The organism is uncultured Parasphingorhabdus sp., from assembly GCF_963975555.1.
In the GTDB taxonomy this organism is placed as follows: Bacteria; Pseudomonadota; Alphaproteobacteria; order Sphingomonadales; family Sphingomonadaceae; genus Parasphingorhabdus.
The window spans coordinates 111,621-134,534 of record NZ_CAXBHH010000007.1 but is presented as its reverse complement, the minus strand read 5'-3'; the positions used below and the strand labels follow the sequence as shown (position 1 = coordinate 134,534).

Below are 22,914 nucleotides of genomic sequence, written 5' to 3'. Positions count from 1 at the left end.
AGTACAGTGGGGCCCGTCTGAGCCGCGTCGTCCTGATGAAACGTCCTCTAGATGGGCGCCCCGATTCCGTCAACATAGTTTTTGCACTTTTGTTTCAAAAATATTCGTATTTGAAGGCTATAGCCCTGTTTCCCGCGATAAGACGGTATCAAGAGCTCTAAACTTGTTGAAGGATATCACTTCATTGGACGACGATAGCAACTTTGGAAACCGCGTAAGAAGCGCAGTTTTCTGGCGCTCCGGCACGCAAATCTTGGCACAGATCATTGCCTGGGGTTCGACTCTGGCCGTGGTCCGAGTCCTTGATCCGGGTGATTACGGAATATTTGCCATGACTCAGGTGGTGCTGGTTTTTCTGAGTTTTCTTAACGGATATGGCCTGGCCAGTTCGATCATCCAGGCGGAAAAAGTCGAACCGATCCGGATTCGCCAGGCCTTTGGCATGCTGTTGTTGCTGAACGGCGGGATCGCGATACTGCAACTGCTGCTCGCGACTTTCGCAGCCGAATATTATCGGCAACCGGTAATAGCCGATTTGCTGAGGGTCCAGGCGCTGATCTTCCTTGCCACACCGTTCATGGTATTGCCCGAAGCGCTGATGACCCGCGAGCTGGATTTCAAAAAGCCCGCGATCATCAATCTTATCTCGGCAGTGGTCGGCGCAACCACCGCACTATATTGCGCCTATAATGATTATGGCGTGTGGACATTGGTCTACGCACCGCTGGCGATATTCTGGAGCCGGGCGATCTGCCTCGTCATAGCGGTTAAATTCTATATATTGCCGACCTTCAATTTCAAAGGCGCCGGCGCGATGTTCGGATTCGGTGCCACCTTGCTGGCCAGCCACTTGTTCTGGACGATCCAGAGCCAGTCCGACATATTCATCGCCGGCCGTCATCTCGATCCGCATGACCTTGGCCTATATGCAGAAGCGCTATTCCTGACGACGATCTTTGCCGCAAAATTTGTGCCGCCATTGAATGAAGTCGCCTTCCCTGCCTACTCCCGGCTGCAGTCCAACCCCCGCGCGCTGGCCTGGTCTTTTCTCAAGGCGATTCGGCTGATCATGCTGATCTCCTGCCCTCTCTATCTGGGCATGGCGGTTACCGCCTATCCGCTGGTCGAAGCATTGTTCGGGCCAAAATGGACCGAAATGTCCCCCTTTGTCGCGATACTCGCGCTGGCGATGCCGGTGATGACGTTGCAGATATTGTTCACCCCCGCCAATAATGCGCTGGGGCGCCCGCAAGTAACGGCGCGGACCAATATGTTCGGCGCGATCCTGATGCCGGTCACATTTCTGATCGCAATCCAATATGGCGTTTACGGACTCGCCTGGGGCTGGGTTATCGCCTTCCCGATCCTGACGATTTTCACTTTCTCGCAATCGCATCGGCATATCGGCATCACTGCTCTGGAAATAGGCCAGGCCGTGTGGCCGGGTCTGTCGGCTGCCATAGTTATGGCAGCCATAGTCTATCTCGCCGACCAGATGCTGCCGGAGATGATCGTCTATCTAAGGCTAGCGCTACTGGTCGCAACCGGAGGTCTCGCTTATATCGGCTTGCTCTATGTCCTGGCCAAGCCGACACTGATGGAAGTGATCCAGTTGATCGTCCGGCGCAAACCGCCGGAACCGGGTCCCGCAATATTGGGATCCGAGACTCTATAGGGCAGATATCAGCAAGGCGCGCTATCGGCGCCGGACAGATTCTTACGCGATATGCATCATTAAATGACCATCGAGCCCGCAAAAATGGAAGAAATGGAAGCATGTTTTCTACCTCATGCGCAAATCGGCTATAGCAATCCGGACTGCGGCAATGACTTCGAGATCAATTCCCCGACGCGACCGACCGCGCAAATGCGGTTCGAGACATTAGCCTCGAATTATCCCACTCAAAAGAACATAGCTATTCTCTTGGGTCAGGACCTAGGCCGATTGAATATAATCGCGCATCGCCGCCGCTTCGCTTTCGATCTTGTCGATCCGGTATTTGACCAGATCGCCAATCGAGACAAAGCCGACAAGCTTGCTGTCCTCGACCACCGGCAGATGGCGAATCCTTCTCTTGGTCATCAATGACAGCGCACCCATGACACTTTTGGTTCGTTCAACGAAAATCACATCGGATGTCATCACGTCGCGGACCACATGATCCATTGCAGCAACGCCATATTTCCGGATGCAGTGGAGGACATCGCGTTCCGAGAATATGCCGACAATCGCGTCTCCATCGAGCACAGGAAGGGCACCGATGCGTTTCTCCGCCAGGATTTCGACCGCCTGTGAAACCGACATATCTGCAGTACAACTATATATGTCGGTGCTGCGCCCCTGCAGAATTGTTTGAATGGTCATCGTGCCTCTCCTCCGCTCTGATATTGTTTACTGCACTCGTATAGCATATTTTTGAAATTCATTGGACTTGATGGTAACAGGATTCGCGTCCAATGCACTGAAAACCAACGGAGCCCCCTTTGTCCCAACCTTCCCGCCTTGATGACCCCCTCTACGCCAGCATCGCCTGGTCCCGATATTGGCGGCTGATGCGCGCTATGGGGCTCTTCACGCTATTTTGCGTCGTGGTCAGCTTGTCGATACTCTATTATCTCCACGGTTGGGTCTCGATACATCTGTATATTGCCACAGCCGGCGGCATAGCCTTTGCTCTGATGTTAATGGCAGCACTGATGGGACTGGTCTTCCTGTCGAGTGGGACCGGGCATGACGAATCAATCGATGATAAAGCGTTCAAGGACATATATCCCGATGGGCAATGATGATTTGAGTGCGCTCGCAAAAATGCAGCCGGTGCTGCGGGTTGCGCCGCAACCGCGGGATCTGAACAACAACGGCCATATATTCGGTGGCTGGGTATTGTCACAAATGGATATCGCCGGCGGGATCATGGCGGCAAGAGTGGCGCGCGGATCGACCGCAACGGTCGCCATCGAGGCGATGGAATTTATCGCGCCGATCCTGACCCGCGATCTGATTTCGGTTTACGCCCGGGTGGAACGGATCGGACGGACCTCGGTCGCGATCCGGCTCGACGTGATTGCCTCGCGCAATCTGGCTGAGGAACAGGTGCCGGTAACCAGCGGCCTGTTCACCTTTGTCGCTCTTGACGAGAACCATCACCCCAGAACCATACCGGAAGAATCAAAGCAGAAATATCTGCAACAATGATCTGACCGTTATTGGCGCAATTTGATCGTGTAAGAGATTTTTGCTTCGTCATTCGCCGGGACGGTCACCCGCCAGGTGGGAATACCGTCAATCACGTCGATACCCTTGACCCGACCGGAAATATCATAGGGAATTTCCATTTCAAAGCTGACCGGATGATCCCGAGCGTTGGTCACGACCGCCTGCCAGCTTAACTTACGCTTCGATCGACGCGTCTCGACCACCGACAAGCGCACGTCGGATGAACGACCCACTTCGACCTCGACTTCGTTATTTATCGCCCGGTCCGGCAAAGCCCCCTCACCCGCCAACAGCGGTCCGGCGAAACTATTCTCGAAAACCGCGACCCGGCCAGCCGGAAGCGGCACACCTAGCCCGTTTTCCACATCGTTTTTGCTGCGCAGAATATAGCTGAGCGCCTCACTATTTTCGTTATAATTGCCGGCATTTGCAACATAGACACGGTCAAAACTAACGCCGGGCTGGACGATCATCGCCACCTGCTTCTGGCCCTTGGCGCTAACCGCAACCCGCTCGGGAACCCGATATAGCTTAAGATCTCCTAGATCCTCCTGCTCCGCGACAACAACCGCGACCGGAGACGCCATATCCATCATTTTTTCACTACGCCGCGTCGCCGTGACCATGATCTCCGCTCCCTCGTCCTGGTACATCATCGGCGCCGGAGCGGGCGGAGGCATGGGTGGACGGGACAGAATATATCCCGGATTATAGGGGACCTGATCCGTGCGCTGCATCGGCCAGCAGCGGATGATCAGTGCGCCGCCGGTAGGCCTGACCTGATCAGCCCGCCGCTCGCGATTGGGTTCTCCGGCAACCACCATCATATTGGCATTTTCAAAACTCTGGTTGCCGCCATTGGCTACGGTTAGCCATGCGAACAGATCCATTTTGGCCTTCTTGTCCGCTTCGCGCTGTTTGACCGTTGCGATATAATTGGCCTGCCAGTCGAAGCCGGATGCCAGATAGGTCAGAGTCAGTTTCGCGGTCACGGCCTGCTGTGAAGTGGTGAGAATCGACAAAGTCGGCTTGGCAGATAGTCCTGCAGGAATTTCCGGAAAAGTCATCCGTTCCGGCAGGCCGGTACAGCGCAGAGCCTCAAAGCCTTCGTCGCTCTCGAAAATCACGCCGCCATCCGGCCCTGCGGTGATGAACACGTCTTGCGTGCGCGACACGCCGGTCGCCTTGTCGGTGCGGGTGATCGAGACCTCGCGTTTGAGATAGGCGTCCACCAGACCGTGTGGTGACAATAGACGCGCGTCGCGGTTCTTTTCCCGTACGCCATCGGGCAAGCCGGTCACCATAGCGCTTTCAGGGAACATCCCCTCGGAAACGCCTTCGAACCGCACCGTCGCGTCGCCGGCGGGCAGATGCACCGTTCGGGTCTCGGTGATCAGCGCATAGCCTTGCGGCCAATTGGCATTGATCGCTCCGTCACCCCTTCCGGGCGCGCGGTAAATGGTGATCGACACATCTGTCGGCTCGCCGGAGACGACAAGCTGTTGCGCCGCAAGCGGACTGGGCTGGGAGCAAAACGCCAATGCCAGAAAGGTCAGGAGCCGGGAGACGGTCATACCGCTCGAGCCGATCAGTAACGGCTGTCGAAAGTCGCGGTCACCGTCACGCTGCCGTTGGCAGGTACGTTGAGTCGCCATTCAACCTTGTCGGCGGACACCCGTTCGCTGGCCTGGCTTTCCTGTTCGATGCGGACGTCACCCCACAGCCCAGACTGGGCGAGATCGACCGTGACCGCTTCCCGGCGCGCATTGGTAACCTCGTAGCGCATCTTGCTCCGCCAGCGAGTGGATGAGCGGCGGGTGCGCTCCTCGACAACAGTCTTGACCTTCACGTCAAAGGCTTCACCCGTGCGGATCGACATTGACGAACCCATGGGCGTCGCCTCGATCTGGCTTTCACCAATGAATTGCGGATCGCCGCGCTTGTCGCGCATATAGACCCGCATGATCCCGGACGGTAGCTGGTCACCAAGACCGCCGGCGCGCGAGGTCGAGAATTTCAGCACCGAATTGGCGCTAGCGGCATCGCGGGTACCGAGCCAGCCATTGGTAAATTCGTAAACCTTCCGCGCTGGAGCTGCCGTCACATCGAGAAAGCTGACCTGCTTCTGCTGGGCATTGGCGATCGTGGTCCGCTCGGGGAGCGGATAGAGGTAATAATCGCCCAGCCGCTCACGATCGTTGGATTCGGTTCCGGCGCTGTCAATCGTACCGGTCGGCCATTGCGGATAGCTGTTCCGCCCTCCGCCGCTGTTGGGACTGCCTGCAACCAAAAGGGTGTTGGCATTGCGATAATCGGTACCGCTATTGTTGGTCAGTGTGATCCAGCCTTGCACGTCGATTGTCTGCTTGGCGTCGTCAAACAGGGTAACATAATCCGCCTTCCAGCCGAGCCCCGGCGTCAGGTAACTCAGCGTTGTCGGCACCTGCCCTCCCGCCGACTCCAAAGTGATGGATAGCGTCGGACGCGCTCTCAGATTGGGTGGCACGCGATCAAAAATCACCCGCACCGGCAGGCCATCATCGCGCAGCACTTCGATAGTGTTACCGATTTTCATCACCACGCCACCATTGGCGGCGAGTATTTCGGCCCGCACCCGGGTTTCTGCGCCGGTTGCCGGATTGGTCCGGATCAGCGTCACCGTCTGCCCCACCGCTTTCTCCATCAGTTTGGCCGGGGTGAGCAGATCAAAATCGAAATTCTGCTCGACAATGCCGATACCGGGACCGGACAGGGTCACGGTTTCCGCACGGATTTGTGCAGAGACATCGGGAAATTGCTGTTTGCTACGCCCCCTGGGCAGATTCAGATTGCGGACATCCTGAACCAGCGCCTGATTATTATTGTAGATGGTAACCGAGACGGCACCTTGGGCCGATTCATCCGGTGACGACTGGCTGATGGCTGGCGTTGCAACGCTCGCCAACAACAGCCCGGTGAACATGAAATGCCGCATAGTCTCTCTCCCCTATCGAGAATATAAGCTAACCTATTGAAAATGAACCTCGCCTAAACATTCATCATTCTGCGCTCACGCCCTCTGACGGCGCCAGCCAGCGCAATCTCACACCGCCATTTGGTGTGACCATCTCCGATTCCTGAGCGATCGTAACATTTTTGACTGCCAAAGCTTCCTTGACCACGGCCCTGTCGATAGCCGACCCGTTCATGCCCAAGGGCAAGCCAATCCGTCCGTAAGCCCAGATTATCAGTGCAAGATTGTTGTTCGACTTCGGGTCCAGCACACCATCGGTGACGATCAATTCCGGCAAAGCTATGGCTGGCGGCTGCAATCTTATGACCCAGCCCTTCGCTCCGGAAGCGACGCGCTGTTCAAGCGCATAATATGAGGCCAGCGAGGCACCGGGAAGCGGTTTTGCGACGACCATGGCACGCCGCTTGCTGGTATCCAAAGTCACATCATCCACCGAAACCCCGGCGATGAGGGCAAGATTCTCCCGCAAGCGTGTTACCTGGATCTCGGCCTCCTGCGCCTGCTCTCGCATTTTTGCTGCGGCAAGCTCTGCGGAATTCGCATCTTCTCCGGTTTCTACCTTGAACTGATCCAGGTTCACCAAGATCGGTTTTCCCAACGTCCTGCTCAGAACTCTTGAGCTTTGTTCAGCGGCCCCTGCAAATATCTTGGGCGTAAACACGGTAGCATTGACGACGATCGGGTCGGCGTCGAAATCTATCTCTATTTGCGAGACGCTTGAACGTTTTCCGAACTGATCCTTGATATATCCATTGGCCGACCGCGAGACATTGGCTTCCCAGGCTATCTGTCGCAGTGAAAGACCAAGAGGAATCGCAAGCGCTATGAATACCACGACCATCGCGGCAATCTGAAATTGCGATTGCCGTTCGGAAAGATAGGAACGGAAACCATAGAGCCAGGCCATAGCCGTTGCGGTCAACGCTATTGTCATCAGGTTGGTGAAAAACAGGAGCAGCGAACCGCCGAATACGGCCCAGTTAAAAGTTGCCAGTCCAAAACCGACAACCGCAAGTGGCGGCATCAAAGCCGTAGCAATCGCAACCCCGACGATCGTTCCCATCCGCCCCCGGATCATCGCATAGGCACCAGCCATGGCAGAGAAAAGCGCGACCAGCAGATCAAAAAGATTGGGCCGTGTGCGCGCGGCAATTTCTGCGGTGACGGTTTGCAGGGGCGACAAGGTCACCACCAATCCGGCGAACAATATGGAGATTATTGTTCCCAGAACAATCGCCTTTCCGCTCGCTTTCAACCAGGCAGAATCGCCAACGGCTAGAGCAAATCCCGCCCCCATTATCGGCCCCATCAGTGGCGAGAGAAGCATTGCCCCAATCACCACAGCTGGCGAGGAAAGCAGTAAGCCAAGGATCGCGATGCCAGCCGACATCGAAGTCATGAATGCGAAATGGGGCGTGAAACCGCTGTCTTCGCGGACCTTGTCGATAACCGTTTGCTGATCGACATCGGCACGAACAACCATCCGCCACCAGCGGCGAAACAAGTTAATACTCTCGGTAACGGGTGCGAATGGCCCCGAAGGCTGATCTAATTTTGACTGTTCCGGACTGGGGATTTGAACTCTATCGTCTGTCATAGCACTGCTTTAGCGCTGAAAAATGAACCCGAATAGAAAAACATTACTTCCGGCGTAATTGAAAAATGAAAGACTTTGTCTTTTATCATGAAACTGTATCACCTATATACATCACAGCGGTCATAATGCCGCGCCAAGGAGCCTCGAGAGGAGCCAGTCTATGCCCCGTCCGGAAACCGACATCGCAGCCACGCGATTGAGAATTATCGCCGCTGCCGATCGCATGATTCAGGAAAGAGGCGCTATCAGCTTCACGATGACCGACCTTGCGACAGCAGTCGGAATGTCGCCATCGAACCTTTACCGGTTTTTCGAGAGCAAGGACGCGCTCGCAGAAGCCATGGCGGGGGAATGGTTTGCCGAACTGCTGGTGATCATGGAGGAACTGGTTTCCGCCGACATGCCGGTTGAAGAGAAGCTCTATCAGTTTTTCGCCCAACGCGTGGTTATCAAACGCGCCCGCTACGAGGACGACCCCGAGCTTTTTCAATCCTATATGGAATTGGGTGACGAACATTTTGAAGTGATCAAGGGCTATGTCGATCTGGCCGATCACTATATGGCCTCGATCCTCGCCGAGGCAATGGAAAGCGGCTATTTCAAAGGGCTGGAACTCGATGCTGTCGTATCTCTGGTCAACACGATGATACAGCCATTTTGCAACCCCAGGCTGATGATGCAGATGATGCATCTGGCTACCGAAGAACGGCTCAGGATCGTAATCAAAACCATCCTGAACGGTTTGCGGGCCGATGTGGAACCGGTCACCATCAGGCCGGAACTGCATATCGCCGGTTAGTTTCAACCAGCCGTCCGACCAGCCGATATCACCCCTGCCTCCCTTTTGCCGGAGACAGGGGGTAATATCGTTTGGCTGACAAGACCTGGTCAGGCGGTGCCTGAACTAGCCTTTCGCGAGATTCCGCAACACATATTGCAGGATGCCGCCGTTGAGGAAATATTCCATTTCATTGGCGGTATCGATCCGGCAGATCGTCTTGAAGGTCGAAGTCGTGCCGTCGGCGCGGGTCATTTCGACTTCGACTTCCTGTAGCGGTTTCAGTGTTGCAACGCCCTTGATCGTGAAGCTTTCCGAACCGTCGAGGCTGAGAATTTCGCGATCGGTGCCTTCACCGAATTGCAGTGGCAGGACGCCCATGCCGACGAGGTTCGAACGGTGGATCCGCTCGTAGCTTTCGACGATGACAGCGCGGACGCCGAGCAGGTTGGTGCCCTTCGCCGCCCAGTCGCGGGAGGAGCCGGTGCCGTATTGCTCGCCACCGATGACGACCAGTGGCGTACCGTCGGCTTTGTGCTTCATCGCGGCGTCGTAGATCGGCATGACCTGGCCGTTATATTTTGTGTAACCGCCTTCTTTTCCGTCAGCCATTTCATTCTTGATTCTGATGTTGGCGAAAGTGCCGCGCATCATGACTTCGTGGTTGCCGCGACGGGAGCCGTATGAGTTGAAGTCAGCTTTGTTAACCTGATGATTTTGCAGATATTCTCCAGCAGGGCTGTCCGCCTTGATCGCGCCGGCTGGCGAGATATGGTCGGTGGTAATGCTGTCACCCAAGAGCGCCAGGGTCTTCGCCTCGATGATGTCGCTGATTGGCTCGGGCGTCATCATCATGCCGTCGAAATAAGGCGGGTTGGCAACATAGGTCGAGCCGGCGCGCCACTGATAGGTGTCGCCGCCGGTGACGTCGATCGCGCGCCACTGCTCGTCCCCGTCATAGACATTGGCATAGCGGCTTTCGAACATTTCGCGGTTGACGAAGCTGTTGACCATCGCGGTCACTTCGGCGTTGGTCGGCCAGATATCCTTCAGGAAAACGTCCTCGCCGTCCTTGCCCACACCGATCGGCGTTTCGTACATATCCTCGCGGACCGTGCCCTTCAGCGCATAAGCGACCACCAGCGGCGGCGAAGCGAGATAGTTGGCGCGCACGTCCTGAGACACGCGGCCTTCGAAATTGCGGTTGCCCGAAAGCACCGACGCGGCAACCAGATCATTCTCGTTGATCGCCTTGGAAATCGGCGCCGGCAGCGGACCGGAGTTACCGATACAGGTGGTGCAGCCATAGCCGACCAGATTGAAGCCGAGATAGTTCAGATCCTCGCTGAGCCCCGCCTTGTCGAGATAGTCGGTGACCACCTGCGATCCCGGTGCCAGCGATGATTTGACCCAAGGCTTGCGCTGCAGCCCGCGTTCCCGCGCCTTGCGCGCGACCAGACCGGCGGCGATCAGCACCGTCGGGTTGGAGGTGTTGGTACAGCTGGTGATCGCGGCAATCGCGACATCGCCATGGGCAAAGCCCTGGTCGCTGCCGTCGACATCGACCCGCTTGCCGTCGTCGTCAACGCCGAACACGGCTTTCAGATCACGGTTAAATTCTTCGTCCAGCTCGGCCATCGACACGCGCTGCTGCGGCAGTTTCGGTCCGGAGAGCGACGGCACCACGGTGCTGATGTCGAGTTCCAGCGTCTTGGTATAGATCGCGTCCTTGGTGGTCTCGTCATAGCGCCAGAAGCCCTGTTCCCGAGCATAAGCTTCGGTCAGCGCGATATCCTGCGCGCTGCGGCCGGTCAGTTCGAGATATTCCAGCGTCTTTTCGTCGATCGGGAAATAGCCGCAGGTCGCGCCATATTCCGGCGCCATATTGGCGATGGTCGCGCGGTCGGCGAGCGACAATTCCTTCAGGCCGGGGCCGTAAAATTCGACAAAGCTGCCGACCACGCCGACATGGCGCAGCATCTGCACGCAGGTCAGCACCAGATCGGTCGCGGTAATGCCCTCGGCCAGCTTGCCGGACAATTTGAAACCGACCACTTCGGGGATCAGCATCGAGACCGGCTGGCCGAGCATCGCGGCTTCCGCCTCGATCCCGCCAACGCCCCAGCCGAGCACGCCGAGACCGTTGATCATCGTCGTGTGGCTGTCGGTGCCGACGCAGGTGTCGGGATAAGCGACCAGATTGCCCTCGGCATCCTTCGACGACCAGACCGCCTTAGCGATATTTTCCAGGTTCACCTGATGGCAGATACCGGTTCCCGGCGGCACAACGGAGAAATTGTCAAACGCCTTCGAACCCCATTTCAGAAATTCGTAACGCTCCATATTGCGCTGATATTCCAGCTCGACATTATGTTCGAACGCTTGCGGCGTACCGAATTCGTCGACCATCACCGAGTGATCGATGACCAGATGCACCGGCACCTGCGGGTTGATCTGCTGCGCATTGCCGCCCAGCGCCTTGATCCCGTCGCGCATCGCCGCGAGATCGACCACGGCGGGAACGCCGGTAAAATCCTGCATCAGCACGCGAGCCGGACGATATTGAATTTCCGCCGCGCTCTTGGCTTCCTTCTGCCAGTCAACCACCGCCTGCGCGTCCTTGCTGTCAACGGTAAAGCCGCCATCCTCGAACCGCAGCATATTTTCCAGCAGCACTTTCAATGTGTAAGGCAGCTTGTCGATATTGCCGAGCTTTTCCGCCGCTTTCGCGAGCGAGTAATAAGCATAGTCGGTGCCGTTGACGGTCATCGTCGAGCGGGTGCCGAGTGAGTCTTTGCCGGTGGTTGTCATGGTGGAGTGTGGCCTTTCGTTTTTTTGTTTTTCTTGAAACCCACACTACGGGGAGTGCCTTGCCGGTGGGGGCGCTGGCGGAGGTGGGATTCGTTTGTTCGGGAGGGCTTTAGCTGAATGGGTGGGATTGTGGAAGGGGTTTGGATCAACGGATAAAGACCACTCAATTGCATAAGCAAGAGTTTAAGGTTTACTACAAACAGACGTGGTGTAAGTAGAAAAAAGTATGTTGCGTAACTAGAAAATATAGCAACTCAATCTTAGAAATATTGGCTTCAGAAAATATTGCACTGAACTGAATTGGCAACTAGTACGAATTTGACTGGGGAGGCAATTACATGAGCAAAGAGTCCGGTGGGCAAGAGAGATTTCAGCGAGTTATATTGCTGGATGAACCTTCCTGTACTGATGATTTCCACGGTTTGGGCCATAAGCGTACGGCAGCAGCACTCGCATCCACGATTAGACAATTTGAAGGAAAAGACAGATCCATTGGTCTCGAAGGAGTCTGGGGCGCTGGCAAGTCTACCATTGTCAAAATCGCTCAGGAAGATCTGAGCTCTTCTGACAATGGTATTCAAGAGGAATGCCATTACGCAGTGTTCACATTTGATCTGTGGTCTAATCAGACAGAGCACTTCAAGAGGGCATTTTTAGAGTCATTTGTTGAATGGTCTCTCGAAGAATTCCCAAACAAAAAAAAGTACCTGGACGACAAATTCAATCAAATACGAGATAAAAAGACTAGGGTGTTTTCAGAACACCTGCGGCACTTCAGCAAGTTTGGAATGCTCGCAATCGTTTTTTTATATATTTCTCCGATTTTATATGCATGGTTAACTCCCGCCGGTTTTGGAAGTAAAAAACTATCGGTGTTTGTCGACAAAGTAACAGTATCTGGCCCACTTATAGCACAAATAGTTATTGCAACTTTTTTGTTTACTATGATAATTTCGGCAATCAAATCCTCTCCTAAAGTAAAAGGTAAAATATTTCCAAATTTGAGAAAAGGATTCTCCAAGTCGTTCTCGTTTTTCAACAAGGAAGCCGACCGAACGCAAACGAATCAAAGTATACGGGATGAAGACCCTACTCAATATGAGTTTACCAAAATTTTCCGAGAGATGGTTGAAAAACTGCAATCCGACGATACCAGAATCGTTGTGGTTTTCGATAATATCGACAGATTGCCTCATGATAAAATTTCTGACGTTTGGTCACAGGTGAGATCAGCATTCTATCATCGACAGGCTCGAGATAGTAAGGAGCAAGAGAGGCGGGGTTCGTCGATAATTGCGATAGTTCCCTATGCCCAGTCTGTTGTTCTGCAGGACAATGAAAGAGGGCATCAAGAAAACAAAAGGAGCCAAATCGATTATATCGAGGCCGATGTTTTCAGAAAATCGTTTGATGCGATATTTCACGTTTCACCGCCAATTTTGTCTGAAGCATCAGCTTTTTTTAAAAGCAAGTTTTCCACAGCAACTCAAGAAAAATTCCAAGACGATACAACAAGCCGAGTATATCGAATTTTTGACGTGCACATCAGGAGCACGGGAAGGCCCGTAACCCCAAGACAAGTTATTGCTTTCATTAACGATATGACTAGCTGGTACGAACAATGGCAAGGAGCGATACCTATTGAAACGATCGCTGTGTTTGTCGCAAACCAAAGCTTCTTGTTAGAAAATCCCGAGAACTTTTTGTTAAACCAAACTTTAGATAAAAGAATGGTTAATCATGCCGATCGAGATAATTTAGTCCGTGATTTGGCCGCCTTAGCTTACAACGTGGAACCGGAACTCGCCCTTCAAATATTGTCAGGCGATGCAATCGCCAATGCCTTGACATCTAAGAATGCAAGCAACCTCATTAAATTAGCTGAATCAAGTGAAAGCAATGGTTTAACCGAACTAATTTCCAAAATTGTTGAAGAGAATATGGATGACTGGATCACATCGCCAGAAACTGAATATGCTTCGGCTGTAAGCAATCTGGCTGAACTTCCCGCCGCCAGCAGTGAGATAACTTATGTAAGAACGGCTCTGTTACGTAACTTTCGGCGCTTAGAGCCAGTTAGCTTAAAATCCTTGGGAAAAGATTCTCCGATTTGGAGAATCGTAGAATTCTCAACCCCTGAAAACATCCCAAACCTCGCTGACATTGTGTCCAAATGGTTGACAGATTCTCTTCCCAAAGTTGACGATCAGGAGTTTAACGATGGCCAGCAATGGGTTGTATGCATAGGCGACTTTTTGTCGGCGAGTTTAAAAAGCCACGGCCAAGAAATAACGTCGAGTGCCGCTAAACGGATCAAGATGCCGGGCGGTGCTGAAGCTATCGTTGGTGCCGCATTTGACTTTGATAAGACGAAATTTCATGCGCGGCAATTGAAGCCGATCATAAACAAACGATCAGTGCTGTCTTCACTATTGGAACACGTGACATCGGGAAGTCAGTTTTGGTATGCGTGGCCCGAACTCCGGCATTTATTTGATATGGACGAAAATGTTGCTCTGATGGAAGCTGTTACGAAAATAATTGTGGCTGAAAAATCTGATCACGATAATCTCCAAACTCACTATCGTTTTAAAAATTATTGGTCCTTGTATCGAGATACTAGCAAAGCTGAAAATCAGAAGAAAAAATCTACCGAAGAAATTTTCTTGAGTGGCGCTGGCGCCTATTATGCACATCAAATGAGTGATGACGACGACAGCGAAAGCGATGAAATTGTTGCAATTATTTTAACGCTAGCATTGTTGGAATTGTCAAACGAACTGCCGGCAATTCCGAACGCAAACGCTGTCCCGGTTTTTGGAGATGTGACGACTGCAGACAATTGGATAAGGGATTTAGTCAAGACGGAGCTTCAAAAAGCTGATTTAGTGAAACAGATTAGCGCGAATATTCTGGAAGTGTTTCAGTTTGGAAAAGTGTTGAGAATTTACTCTACGGCAAACGAAACTCGGTCGTTCTTAGAGCCGATAGTAAATTGCCTGATAGATAACGAACTTTCACATGCGCCAAAAGCTAACGATATTATCGATAATTATCATGCTCTCGAAGACCGGTTGGGTAATCGATTCAAACCACTGCTGAAGACGATGGGTGCTCGAAAGGACGATAATTATTGGCAATCTATAAATTTTAAAAAAGTACCTATCAGCTTGGTAAGATACGCTGCCGAACGCGATGAAAGTGGATGGCAAAAATTTGTAAGCAAGCTGGATACGCAATTAAGGGCATTGCCTCAAGAACAATGGATTGAGGCTTCGACAGAAAACCGATCACTCTTTGAAATCCTTAGCGCTAGAAATATTAAAAGCCCCCTCCTTTTGCCGGTAGACAAATACCGAGAATCCTTGGTCCTAAATGTATTAGATATCTTAGCCGGACTTTATGATCCCACAGATTCTGACCGAGACTATTCGAAATTACTAGATGCAATTCCACCAAACTCACGTTCCAAGTTTTACAATGAAATATTTGAACGACATGATCGGCCAACCGAAAATATTGTCCTAGCATTACGGAAAATTTCAATTATTTTTGACAATCTTCCATTCGCGAAAAATCCTGAGCGGACCATTCAGAGGTATTTGATGCCGGCACTGAGAGCCGCAGATGATTTGGCAGATGAGTTTATAAAGAAGCATTCAGATCGTTTCTCGACCATACTAACCGGTGCTGAAGACGTCAGCAGAGGCGAAGTGCAAGAATTCCTTGAAGGCTTGTTAGGTGACGAAGAAAATAGCGAGCGCGCCATTATGCTGCTTAAGAGTCTGAAATTATCAACTCCGAAGCAGAAGCGCGAAACGGACAGTGCGGAAAAGTGACTACTAGGATTACAGTGACAACGCACTAATTGCCCGACCCAGAACCTATTCCCCACATCGCCAAATCCCGGTCTGCCGCACGAACCCGTAATAGCAATGTAAAATCATCCATAATATTCTATTTCTATTCCGGATCGGAACATTGGATATTTGACTATTCGTCTTTTTCGTCCCTATGTCTTGCCCATTAAATACAGGGGTATTTAATATTGAAATCGGGAAATGGCTGATTTCAACCATTAAAGGGGGCTAATTTGAAAAAACTTATTGTAACGGCTGCATTGTCGGCCTTGGCGACAACTGCTGTCCATGCACAGGACACGACCGCAGCACCAACTGTAGCGCCAGTGGTGGCCGAGCTTGCGCCTGCTGCGCCGGTTGCAGCGATTGTTACCAGCAATGCTGTTCTGCGCGCGGGTACGCCGGTGTCGTTCAGCATGATGGAGGAAATTACCACCAAGAAGAAAGCGGCCAAGGTCGGGCAGCGCTTCATGCTGGAAGTCTCGGCACCGGTTGAAGTCAATGGCGTGACCGTTGTGCCAGCCGGAACGCCCGCCTGGGGCGAGATCGTCGGTGTCCGCAACAAGGGCATGTGGGGCAAGTCGGGCAAGCTCGATGCAAAATTGCTGTTTCTCCGCGTCAATGGCCGCCAGATCAGACTGACCGGATCGTTTGACGACAAGGGCGTCACCGGCACGGCTGGCGTGGTTGGCGCGATCGCTCTGGTGCCGATTGCGGGTTTCTTCATGACCGGAACCAGCGCCATGCTGCCCAAGGGCGGCGTGGTCAGCGGCTTTATCGATGAAGATATCGAACTGGCGATTGCCAATACCAAACCGGCACCTCTGGCGGTATCCGCTCCGGCTGCGCCGCTTGCCGTTTCCGAAGCGGTCGTGGTCGAGAGCGAAGCCGATGTCGAGGACGAAAGCGTCGAGGCTGAAGCTGCTGATTGATGGCGGGAATTTCGTGACATCAGATTGATGTGACAGCGCACCGGATCGGGTTTCTGATCCGGTGCGTTTTTGTTTGGGGTTCGTGCTTTGGCCGGTGTCTCGACTTCGCTCGACACGAACGGTGGGTATGCGCTCGACACGAACGGGAGCGTGTGAGCATCCGTTCGTGCTGAGCTTGTCGAAGTACGTCTCTCGTCACATAGCTGCCCTTCGACAGGCTCAGGACGAACGGGGATGGGCTGTTCTCGTCATCCTGAACTCGTTTACCTTGCGGTGGCCTTCGGCTCAGGACCTCGTGAGATTGCGCTGTGCCGGTGGGGGTCCTGAAACGAGTTCAGGATGACGACGGGAGCCACCGCGTTCAATCCACGCCAAATTGCAGCATCTTGTCGAGCCCTTCGGCAAGAAACTCGCCGGCTTCCGGCTGGCCGAGCAGGTAGACGCTGACCGGGCCTTCATGCTGTTGCCGGGCGAGCGCCTTGGTGGCTTCCCATTCTTCCGGCCCGGAATCTCCGCGGCCGATCCAGAACAGGGCGACCAGCGCGTCCTGCTGCTCGTCGTTCATATTCTCGATTTCCTGGGTGAGCTCGTCGCGGCTGAGATCGCCGCTGGTTTCCTGCAGCGTCGCGGCGACCTCGTCGTCCGAAGCATTTCCGCCAAGGTCGGGAATATCGGTCTGTTCCTTGGCCATGACCGCGTTGAACCGCACGACCAGCTGTTCGATCTCGGCATCGGCAAAGGGAAGGTCGGCCATGTTCGTCTCCTTGGGTTTCGGTGATATTTGGGCCCCCCGGGGGGATGGCGGGAGGGGGGCCCTGGGTGGTGGTTTCGCCGAAAGACGCGGGGCAGGCTATCAGGAAAGTTACGGAGATCAGGGATGTCAGAAATGCCGTTCGTCTCGAGCGTAGCCGAGAGACTGGCCTTGCGCGCGCTGTGTCAGGTGTCTCGACTACGCTCGACACGAACGGATGGGGTATGCGCTCAACACGAGTGGGTACTCGTCGTCCCAGCGAAGGCTGGGATCCATGCCAATGGCAGCGGGTGACGCAGGATCGCGATCAGACGCAATATCGGTTTAGGCCCCAGCCTACGCTGGGGTGACCGCTTCCCACCAATCCCGGCCCTCGCTCGCCACTCCCCCGCTAATGCACGATCCCGAAGGGCAGCCTCGCCCAGAGCCGTTCGTGGAAGAAATAGAGGGTCAGCTTGGTTACCACTTCCAGCCCGCCGATCGACAGCGCGGTGGCCACATTGCCGGTGAAGAACCAGGCCAGCGCAATCGTGTCGAGCGTGGCGATGGTGCGGAAGCTGATCGTTTTGGTCATGGTCAGGCGATAGGTTTCGCGGCGGCGACCGCCCACCGTCTCGGTGCCCCAGTCGAGCCAGACCCAGAAGCGTTCGTGGAAATAATAGAGCAGGATCTTGGTCACGACTTCGGTGATCGCAATATAGCTGGCGACCTGCAGCGCCTCGCCTTTCGACTGTTCGAGCCCGAAATACGGACCGATATAGCTGATCATCAGATAGGAGAGCAGCAACGTGTCGAGCGAGCCGACCGCGCGCCACGAGACTGCCTTGGCCATCGAGCGCCAGGCCCTGGTTTCCGTATGAACGGTCGAATCCGGTGCGGGGGCCAGCGCCGGCATTTCCGGTCCGAAAACCGGAATTTGGGAATAATCCGTCATCAGCAGCCTGTGCTGCAGTCCGGCGGGATTGTCGAACAATTCTATATTGGATGGGGGATAGCTGGGCTGCTAGTTCGGACGGGAGCTATGGTGCGGGGCGGAGAACACTGACCCCAACCCTAAATCCCGCCGTCGGTAACCTCGTAGCCGGCCGCTTCCAGTCCCGCCTTGAGCGACACGCGGCAGGTCTCCAGCTGGTGTGGATCGGTCGAGCGGACGACGAAATTCGCGCCCACGGTGCCTTCGCGGAAGAAGGGATAGCTGCCGACGACGCAGCCTTCGTGCGCCTTTTCCGCGTCGCGGAGGATGGACGCGATCTCGCTTTCCGGGGCCCAGGCGCCGAGCGTGACGCTGAGCAAGGGCGCGCCGCCCTCCAGCGTGCCGGTGAGCGCGTCGAGCATGCCCGCGGTAATATGCGGCACGCCGGCCATCAGGAACAGATTGTCGATCTTGATGCCGGGCGCGCCGGACATCCGGTTTTCGATCAGCTCGGCGCCTTCGGGCACGCGGGCCATGCGCAGCCGGCCTTCGTTGAGGCCGCCGCGACTCTCGTAATATTTCTCCAGAATTGCCCGTGCCGTCGGATGGATCACAACATCGATGCCGAGCGCCGTAGCAATCGCGTCGACCGTGATGTCATCATGGGTCGGGCCGATGCCGCCGGTGGTGAACAGATAGTCGTTGCGGGCGCGCAATATGTTCACCGCTTCGGCAATATGATCCATGTCGTCGGCGACCACCCGGACCTCGGCAAGGCGGATGCCCTGCACGTTGAGCCAGCTCGCAACCTGCGCGATATTCTTGTCCTGCGTCCGGCCGGAGAGGATTTCATCCCCGATCACGATCAGCGCGGCGGTCCAGATTTTTTCCTGTGTCATGGCCTGTCTATAGAAGGATGCCACGCGATTTGGGAATATCTATTTGGTCGGATCTGGTGTCTTTTTTTCGTAATCCGCAACCGGCGGGCGGGCGATCCGATCCAGCGGGACATGCAGCCACGACGGCTCGCTGCCGAGCCGCGCGTTGAAGCGGGTGTTGAACGAATAGGGGTCGGCTTTGGCGGAAAAAAGATCGGGGCCATAGAGCGGCGCAACGTCCTTTGCCGCATAGCCCATCAGCTCGAGCAGGGTCGGGAAGATCCGGTAATGGGACAGCTTGTCCCTGCCCGCCTGCGCCGCCTGCGTCCAGCGCGCACCTTTCTCTTCATCGCCATCACCGATCACGACGAGCGGCACAATGCCTTCCTCGATCTGCGGCGCGGGCGTGCAATGGGTCGCCTCTCCGCCGTCGCCGCGCTCGTGGAAACTCTGGCCATGGTCGGAGGTATAGAGGATCGTCGCGTCGCCAATATCGGCGCTGGCGAACAGCCGATCGAAAAAGCCGCCGACGCTCCAGATCAGCGTGTTGCGATAGCTGTTGCGGTAGAGCCTCCAGTTGTTGGTGCTGCCGTCGAGCCCGTCGCGGGTCGCCATGTCGATGACATCGGCAAATTTTCCGCGCTTGAGCATCGGCTGATATTGTGCGTGGCTCATCGGGAATTTGTCGCTGACCGGAAAATGGCCGCCGACCTTGTTGACCAGGATCAGCTGCGGCTTGCCGTCATTGAGATATGAGGCCAGCCTGTCGGCCACCGCATGGTCGCGATCGACCACCGGCACATCGGCAAACTGGTCCCAGACATCGATCAGCGCGCGCTCCGCGTCATTCATCTGGTTCTGATAACGGCCGCCGGTACGCTGGGCATCAAGATAGACGGTGCCGAGACCAGCGGAGTGGGCATAAGCCCAGATCGATGGGCCGGAGCGGACCGTCTCGCGATAATTGTCGCGGGTCCCGCCAAAGCGCAAGGTTACATTGCTGCCGACGCTGCAATGGTTGATCGAGGTGGCGAGGCCGAAATTGTGGACTGGCACCTGCCCCCCTGCCCCGTCGGGACCGAGACCGGAATAGACGCCGGCCGGGCTGTTGATATCAAGATAGGCGCCGGCAATGCTCTCGTCGATGATCAGCACGATGTCGGATGCGGGTCTGGGACCATTTGCTTTCAGCGTCACTTTCTGGCGCGGGCTGCGGTCGGTGGTCGCCACATCATAAGCGTAGAGCAGAGCGAGACTGGCGCCGCTGTGCGAAGACGGCAGGCCGCTTGTACCCTCGCCGCCGCGAAAGAAAAGCAGCACCGACAGGCCGAGCAGGATCGGTAGAGCCAATATTTTCGCGCCCCGCACCCATAGCCCGCCACCGGCAGGCGGCTTCAAACCAATGGCCAGGACCAGCATCGCCTTGCCCGCCGCCAGCAGCAGCGCCATGCCCTGCTGCGCCATGGCGCTGCCCAGATCACCGGCGCTTTGCACCATGGTGACGAAGCTCTCATAATTCATGAAATCACCGACCGCCCATTGATAACCGTCGACCAGCATCGAGGCAGCCGCCAGCAGCAGCGCCAGCGGCCAGCGCAGCCAGCCGCTTTTGACCAAGGCAAAGCCGACCAGACTGAGCGCGCACAGCGCGAACAATCCGGCGAAGGCGACCAGTCCCGCCGGCTGTACCTGCGGCGTCACCAGCATCGCCAGCCGCTGCCATATCTCCACCCCGCCGAGCAGCAGGCTCAGCCCGATCAATAGATATTTCACGCGATATTGCATCAGGCCTCTGGAATCATCGTCATTTCACCGTCGTCATTTCTAGGCGCCGCGATAAGGGACTCTGGTTAATATCAGACGAAAATCCCTGATATTTTGGGGTATCGCCAAATCGGGTTGCAATGCTTATATAGACCCCATGACAGACTATATGACCGTAGAAGACACCACCCCGTCCTCCCGCACCGGCGCGATCAAATTGCACGGCCCCGAGGGTTTCGAAGGCATGCGCAAGGCTGGCCGGCTGGCCGCCGAGATACTCGACTCGCTGGCCCCGCTTGTCGTCCCGGGCGTGACCACCGGCGAACTGGACGATTTCGTGCGTCATCAGACTTTTGCCGCTGGCGGGGTCCCCGCCACGCTTGGCTATCGCGGCTTCACCCACAGCTGCTGCACATCGATCAACCATGTCGTCTGCCACGGCATTCCCGGCGACAAGAAACTGGTCGAGGGTGATATCGTCAATATCGACGTGACCCCGATTGTCGACGGCTGGCACGGTGACACCAGCCGCATGTATCTGGTCGGCAAAACCCCGATCAAGGCGAGCAAGCTGGTCCAGATCACCTATGAATGCATGATGCTGGGCATCGAACAGGCAAAGCCGGGCAACCGGATGGGCGATGTCGCGCACGCAATCCAGAGCCACGCCGAGGCTCACCGCTATTCGGTGGTCCGCGATTTCTGCGGCCATGGTCTCGGCCAGATGTTCCACGACGCCCCCGAAGTCGTCCACGCGGGCCGCCCCGGCACCGGCCCCGAACTGCGCCCCGGCATGTTCTTCACCATCGAACCGATGATCAATATCGGCAAATATGCCTGCAAAATGCTCGACGACGGCTGGACAGCGGTCACCCGCGACCGGTCACTGACCGCGCAGTTTGAACATAGTATCGGGATTACCGAGGACGGGAACGAGATATTTACGAAGAGCCCGACCGGACTGGATTGCCCGCCTTATTGAGGGGGTGTGGATTGAGCATTCGCTGCTAGAGGGCTGGAGTTGAGGCAGTTGCGGACTGCATTCAGGTTGTATCGACGGTTCAAGGCGCTTGCGAATGACCGAAATTGGGTCGAAAGCGGTCGTTACCCCTCTATTCCGGCTTTGCCAGTGACGCGGGCAGTACGGTCGTCTGGAAAGCATTGCTGGCTTTCCAATACTCGCCGACAGGGTCCCAACCCTGGAGCACGACAACGACATCATCGTCCGGGAACACTATGATCCGCTGTCCCCCAAGTCCAAATCCCCCGAAACCGAGTGCGGACCCCTTCCCGTCCTCAGGTACCCACCATTGATAGCCATAGCCATAAGGGGAGGAATTATCCCCGGTTGCGCCAGGCGGAACGATGGAGGCCACGGAACGGCGGACCCAGTTTTTTGAAATGACGCGCTTGCCGTCCCATAGCCCGTCTCGCAGGAACAGATACCCGATCCGCGCCAGATCATGAGCTGAAAGGTAAAGCCCGCCTTCTGTATCCGCTTCGCCATCGGGCGTGATTTTCCAGTAAAACTCGTCAATACCGATGGGGCTGAACAGCTTTTCTCGCGCCCACGCATCGACGCGTTTGCCGGTCGCCTCGTACAGGATTTTACCGAGAAGTACGCTCGCGCCGTCATTATATTTGAAGACTGTGCCAGGCTCGGCATACATCGGCTGGTCAAGGATGAACTGAATCCACGTCTCGGAGTTTTCAAGTGCGTAAGTGCTGTCGGTTTCAGACCCGAAACCACCCTCATCATCCCACGCGATGCCGGTTCGCATGGTCAGGAGATCGCCGATCGTTATTCGCCCCTTGCGCGGGTCCGATTTATCGACGTCATATGCGTCAAAGAAGGGCAGTATCGGCGCGTCGATTCCTTCGATATGTCCCTCGTCAATCGCGATACCCAGGGCAGCGGAATTGATGCTTTTCGTGACGGACTGCACCGTATGCAAATCCGTCCCCTGATAATAAGGATGCAAATCAGCATTGTCGTAATTATACATGGGATTGCTGAAGTTCGGCGTTAATCGGTCATCCTTGGCCAGCGTCGCGGCCAGCGCTGCATAGTCCCGCTTGATGTGCTTTTCGGCGACGATGCGACCGTGTCGAATGAGTAGAAAATGATCAACGCGACCGTATTTTTCAGCGGCCAGATCCTCGATGAAACGATTGACCGGCTCGGGATCAAAGCCTTCCGCCTCAAGCGTCGAATAGTCCCATTCTTCTTGCGGCCATGAAATATCTGGTGCGTTTTCGGAAGCGCTGACAGAGTTAACCCCGTCGTTTTGGGGGGTGCTGCACCCCACCGTCAAAGCCGCCAAGGCACAGGCTGTCAACAAACGCATTATGTTAGAAGGGTTTTTTGAAAGGCCTGTTGTCATTGTAATTCCCCTTTTT

The 22,914-nt window shown here is 55.2% G+C and carries 17 protein-coding genes; 7 read left to right on the top strand and 10 right to left on the bottom strand.

Annotated features, from left to right (window positions below; genetic code table 11):
• The first annotated feature begins 163 nt into the window (after positions 1-163).
• Positions 164-1,675, top strand: coding sequence for a lipopolysaccharide biosynthesis protein (locus tag AAC060_RS13755; protein WP_339827149.1), 1,512 nt, complete (start codon positions 164-166; stop codon positions 1,673-1,675).
• 261 nt (positions 1,676-1,936) lie between these two features.
• Here AAC060_RS13755 and AAC060_RS13750 read toward each other — a convergent pair whose 3' ends face one another.
• Positions 1,937-2,365 (bottom strand): CBS domain-containing protein, encoded by a 429-nt coding sequence (locus AAC060_RS13750; RefSeq protein WP_339827147.1) that lies wholly within the window; start codon positions 2,363-2,365, stop codon positions 1,937-1,939.
• A gap of 119 nt (positions 2,366-2,484) precedes the next feature.
• Between AAC060_RS13750 and AAC060_RS13745 the strand changes: the two genes are divergently transcribed.
• Positions 2,485-2,787 (top strand): hypothetical protein, encoded by a 303-nt coding sequence (locus AAC060_RS13745; RefSeq protein WP_339827145.1) that lies wholly within the window; start codon positions 2,485-2,487, stop codon positions 2,785-2,787.
• A complete protein-coding gene (locus AAC060_RS13740) occupies positions 2,777-3,196 on the top strand; it encodes an acyl-CoA thioesterase (protein ID WP_339827143.1) in 420 nt (139 codons plus the stop codon). Before AAC060_RS13745 ends, AAC060_RS13740 begins: the two co-directional genes overlap by 11 nt.
• 8 nt (positions 3,197-3,204) lie before the next feature.
• Here the strand turns inward: AAC060_RS13740 and AAC060_RS13735 are convergent, their stop codons facing one another.
• The 3 genes from AAC060_RS13735 to AAC060_RS13725 all read right to left on the bottom strand — a co-directional run bounded on the left by AAC060_RS13735 (position 3,205) and on the right by AAC060_RS13725 (position 7,827).
• On the bottom strand, positions 3,205-4,872 hold the full coding sequence (locus AAC060_RS13735; RefSeq protein ID WP_339827140.1) for a hypothetical protein: 1,668 nt from the start codon (positions 4,870-4,872) through the stop codon (positions 3,205-3,207).
• A complete protein-coding gene (locus AAC060_RS13730) occupies positions 4,806-6,191 on the bottom strand; it encodes a DUF4139 domain-containing protein (protein WP_339827138.1) in 1,386 nt (461 codons plus the stop codon). The genes AAC060_RS13735 and AAC060_RS13730 overlap by 67 nt, the downstream gene beginning before the upstream one ends.
• Before the next feature lie 64 nt (positions 6,192-6,255).
• The gene (locus tag AAC060_RS13725) at positions 6,256-7,827 is read right to left on the bottom strand and encodes a DUF389 domain-containing protein (RefSeq protein WP_339827136.1); all 1,572 of its coding nucleotides are present in this window, start codon (positions 7,825-7,827) and stop codon (positions 6,256-6,258) included.
• Between the two features lie 160 nt (positions 7,828-7,987).
• Here AAC060_RS13725 and AAC060_RS13720 point away from each other — a divergent pair, with 160 nt between their 5' ends.
• A complete protein-coding gene (locus AAC060_RS13720) occupies positions 7,988-8,626 on the top strand; it encodes a TetR family transcriptional regulator (RefSeq protein WP_339827134.1) in 639 nt (212 codons plus the stop codon).
• Between the two features lie 105 nt (positions 8,627-8,731).
• Here the strand turns inward: AAC060_RS13720 and acnA are convergent, their stop codons facing one another.
• Positions 8,732-11,416, bottom strand: a complete 2,685-nt coding sequence (gene acnA / locus AAC060_RS13715; RefSeq protein ID WP_339827132.1) for an aconitate hydratase AcnA — start codon at positions 11,414-11,416, stop codon at positions 8,732-8,734.
• Positions 11,417-11,754: 338 nt separating this feature from the next.
• On the opposite strand from acnA, the gene AAC060_RS13710 reads away from it, so the two are divergent.
• Complete coding sequence (locus AAC060_RS13710) at positions 11,755-15,255, top strand: P-loop NTPase fold protein (RefSeq protein ID WP_339827130.1); 3,501 nt, start codon at positions 11,755-11,757, stop codon at positions 15,253-15,255.
• A gap of 254 nt (positions 15,256-15,509) precedes the next feature.
• Entirely contained in the window at positions 15,510-16,208 is a 699-nt protein-coding gene (locus AAC060_RS13705) for a hypothetical protein (protein ID WP_339827128.1), read from the top strand.
• A 361-nt stretch (positions 16,209-16,569) separates the two neighbouring features.
• On the opposite strand, the gene AAC060_RS13700 is transcribed toward AAC060_RS13705, so the two are convergent.
• The 4 genes from AAC060_RS13700 to AAC060_RS13685 form a co-directional block, all read right to left on the bottom strand.
• Positions 16,570-16,962, bottom strand: a complete 393-nt coding sequence (locus tag AAC060_RS13700; protein WP_339827126.1) for a DUF3775 domain-containing protein — start codon at positions 16,960-16,962, stop codon at positions 16,570-16,572.
• A 388-nt stretch (positions 16,963-17,350) separates the two neighbouring features.
• Entirely contained in the window at positions 17,351-17,893 is a 543-nt protein-coding gene (locus tag AAC060_RS13695; RefSeq protein WP_339827124.1) for a DUF2061 domain-containing protein, read from the bottom strand.
• A gap of 119 nt (positions 17,894-18,012) precedes the next feature.
• Positions 18,013-18,771, bottom strand: a complete 759-nt coding sequence (locus tag AAC060_RS13690) for a molybdopterin-binding protein (protein ID WP_339827121.1) — start codon at positions 18,769-18,771, stop codon at positions 18,013-18,015.
• 39 nt (positions 18,772-18,810) lie between these two features.
• Entirely contained in the window at positions 18,811-20,535 is a 1,725-nt protein-coding gene (locus tag AAC060_RS13685; RefSeq protein WP_339827118.1) for a sulfatase-like hydrolase/transferase, read from the bottom strand.
• A 136-nt stretch (positions 20,536-20,671) separates the two neighbouring features.
• Between AAC060_RS13685 and map the strand changes: the two genes are divergently transcribed.
• Positions 20,672-21,496, top strand: coding sequence for a type I methionyl aminopeptidase (gene map / locus AAC060_RS13680; RefSeq protein ID WP_339827115.1), 825 nt, complete (start codon positions 20,672-20,674; stop codon positions 21,494-21,496).
• 130 nt (positions 21,497-21,626) lie between these two features.
• Here map and AAC060_RS13675 read toward each other — a convergent pair whose 3' ends face one another.
• Positions 21,627-22,898: a serine hydrolase gene (locus tag AAC060_RS13675; protein WP_339827112.1), complete on the bottom strand. Its 1,272-nt coding sequence runs from the start codon at positions 22,896-22,898 to the stop codon at positions 21,627-21,629.
• Positions 22,899-22,914: the final 16 nt, after the last annotated feature.

Coding starts and splice junctions, on each gene's coding strand:
- AAC060_RS13690 (WP_339827121.1), bottom strand. CDS start 18,771: ATGACACAGGAAAAAATCTGGACCGCCGCGCTGATCGTGATCGGGGAT.
- acnA (WP_339827132.1), bottom strand. CDS start 11,416: ATGACAACCACCGGCAAAGACTCACTCGGCACCCGCTCGACGATGACC.
- AAC060_RS13735 (WP_339827140.1), bottom strand. CDS start 4,872: ATGGCGACTCAACGTACCTGCCAACGGCAGCGTGACGGTGACCGCGAC.
- AAC060_RS13730 (WP_339827138.1), bottom strand. CDS start 6,191: ATGCGGCATTTCATGTTCACCGGGCTGTTGTTGGCGAGCGTTGCAACG.
- AAC060_RS13675 (WP_339827112.1), bottom strand. CDS start 22,898: ATGACAACAGGCCTTTCAAAAAACCCTTCTAACATAATGCGTTTGTTG.
- AAC060_RS13725 (WP_339827136.1), bottom strand. CDS start 7,827: ATGACAGACGATAGAGTTCAAATCCCCAGTCCGGAACAGTCAAAATTA.
- map (WP_339827115.1), top strand. CDS start 20,672: ATGACAGACTATATGACCGTAGAAGACACCACCCCGTCCTCCCGCACC.
- AAC060_RS13740 (WP_339827143.1), top strand. CDS start 2,777: ATGGGCAATGATGATTTGAGTGCGCTCGCAAAAATGCAGCCGGTGCTG.
- AAC060_RS13695 (WP_339827124.1), bottom strand. CDS start 17,893: ATGACGGATTATTCCCAAATTCCGGTTTTCGGACCGGAAATGCCGGCG.
- AAC060_RS13700 (WP_339827126.1), bottom strand. CDS start 16,962: ATGGCCGACCTTCCCTTTGCCGATGCCGAGATCGAACAGCTGGTCGTG.
- AAC060_RS13750 (WP_339827147.1), bottom strand. CDS start 2,365: ATGACCATTCAAACAATTCTGCAGGGGCGCAGCACCGACATATATAGT.
- AAC060_RS13710 (WP_339827130.1), top strand. CDS start 11,755: ATGAGCAAAGAGTCCGGTGGGCAAGAGAGATTTCAGCGAGTTATATTG.
- AAC060_RS13720 (WP_339827134.1), top strand. CDS start 7,988: ATGCCCCGTCCGGAAACCGACATCGCAGCCACGCGATTGAGAATTATC.
- AAC060_RS13685 (WP_339827118.1), bottom strand. CDS start 20,535: ATGCAATATCGCGTGAAATATCTATTGATCGGGCTGAGCCTGCTGCTC.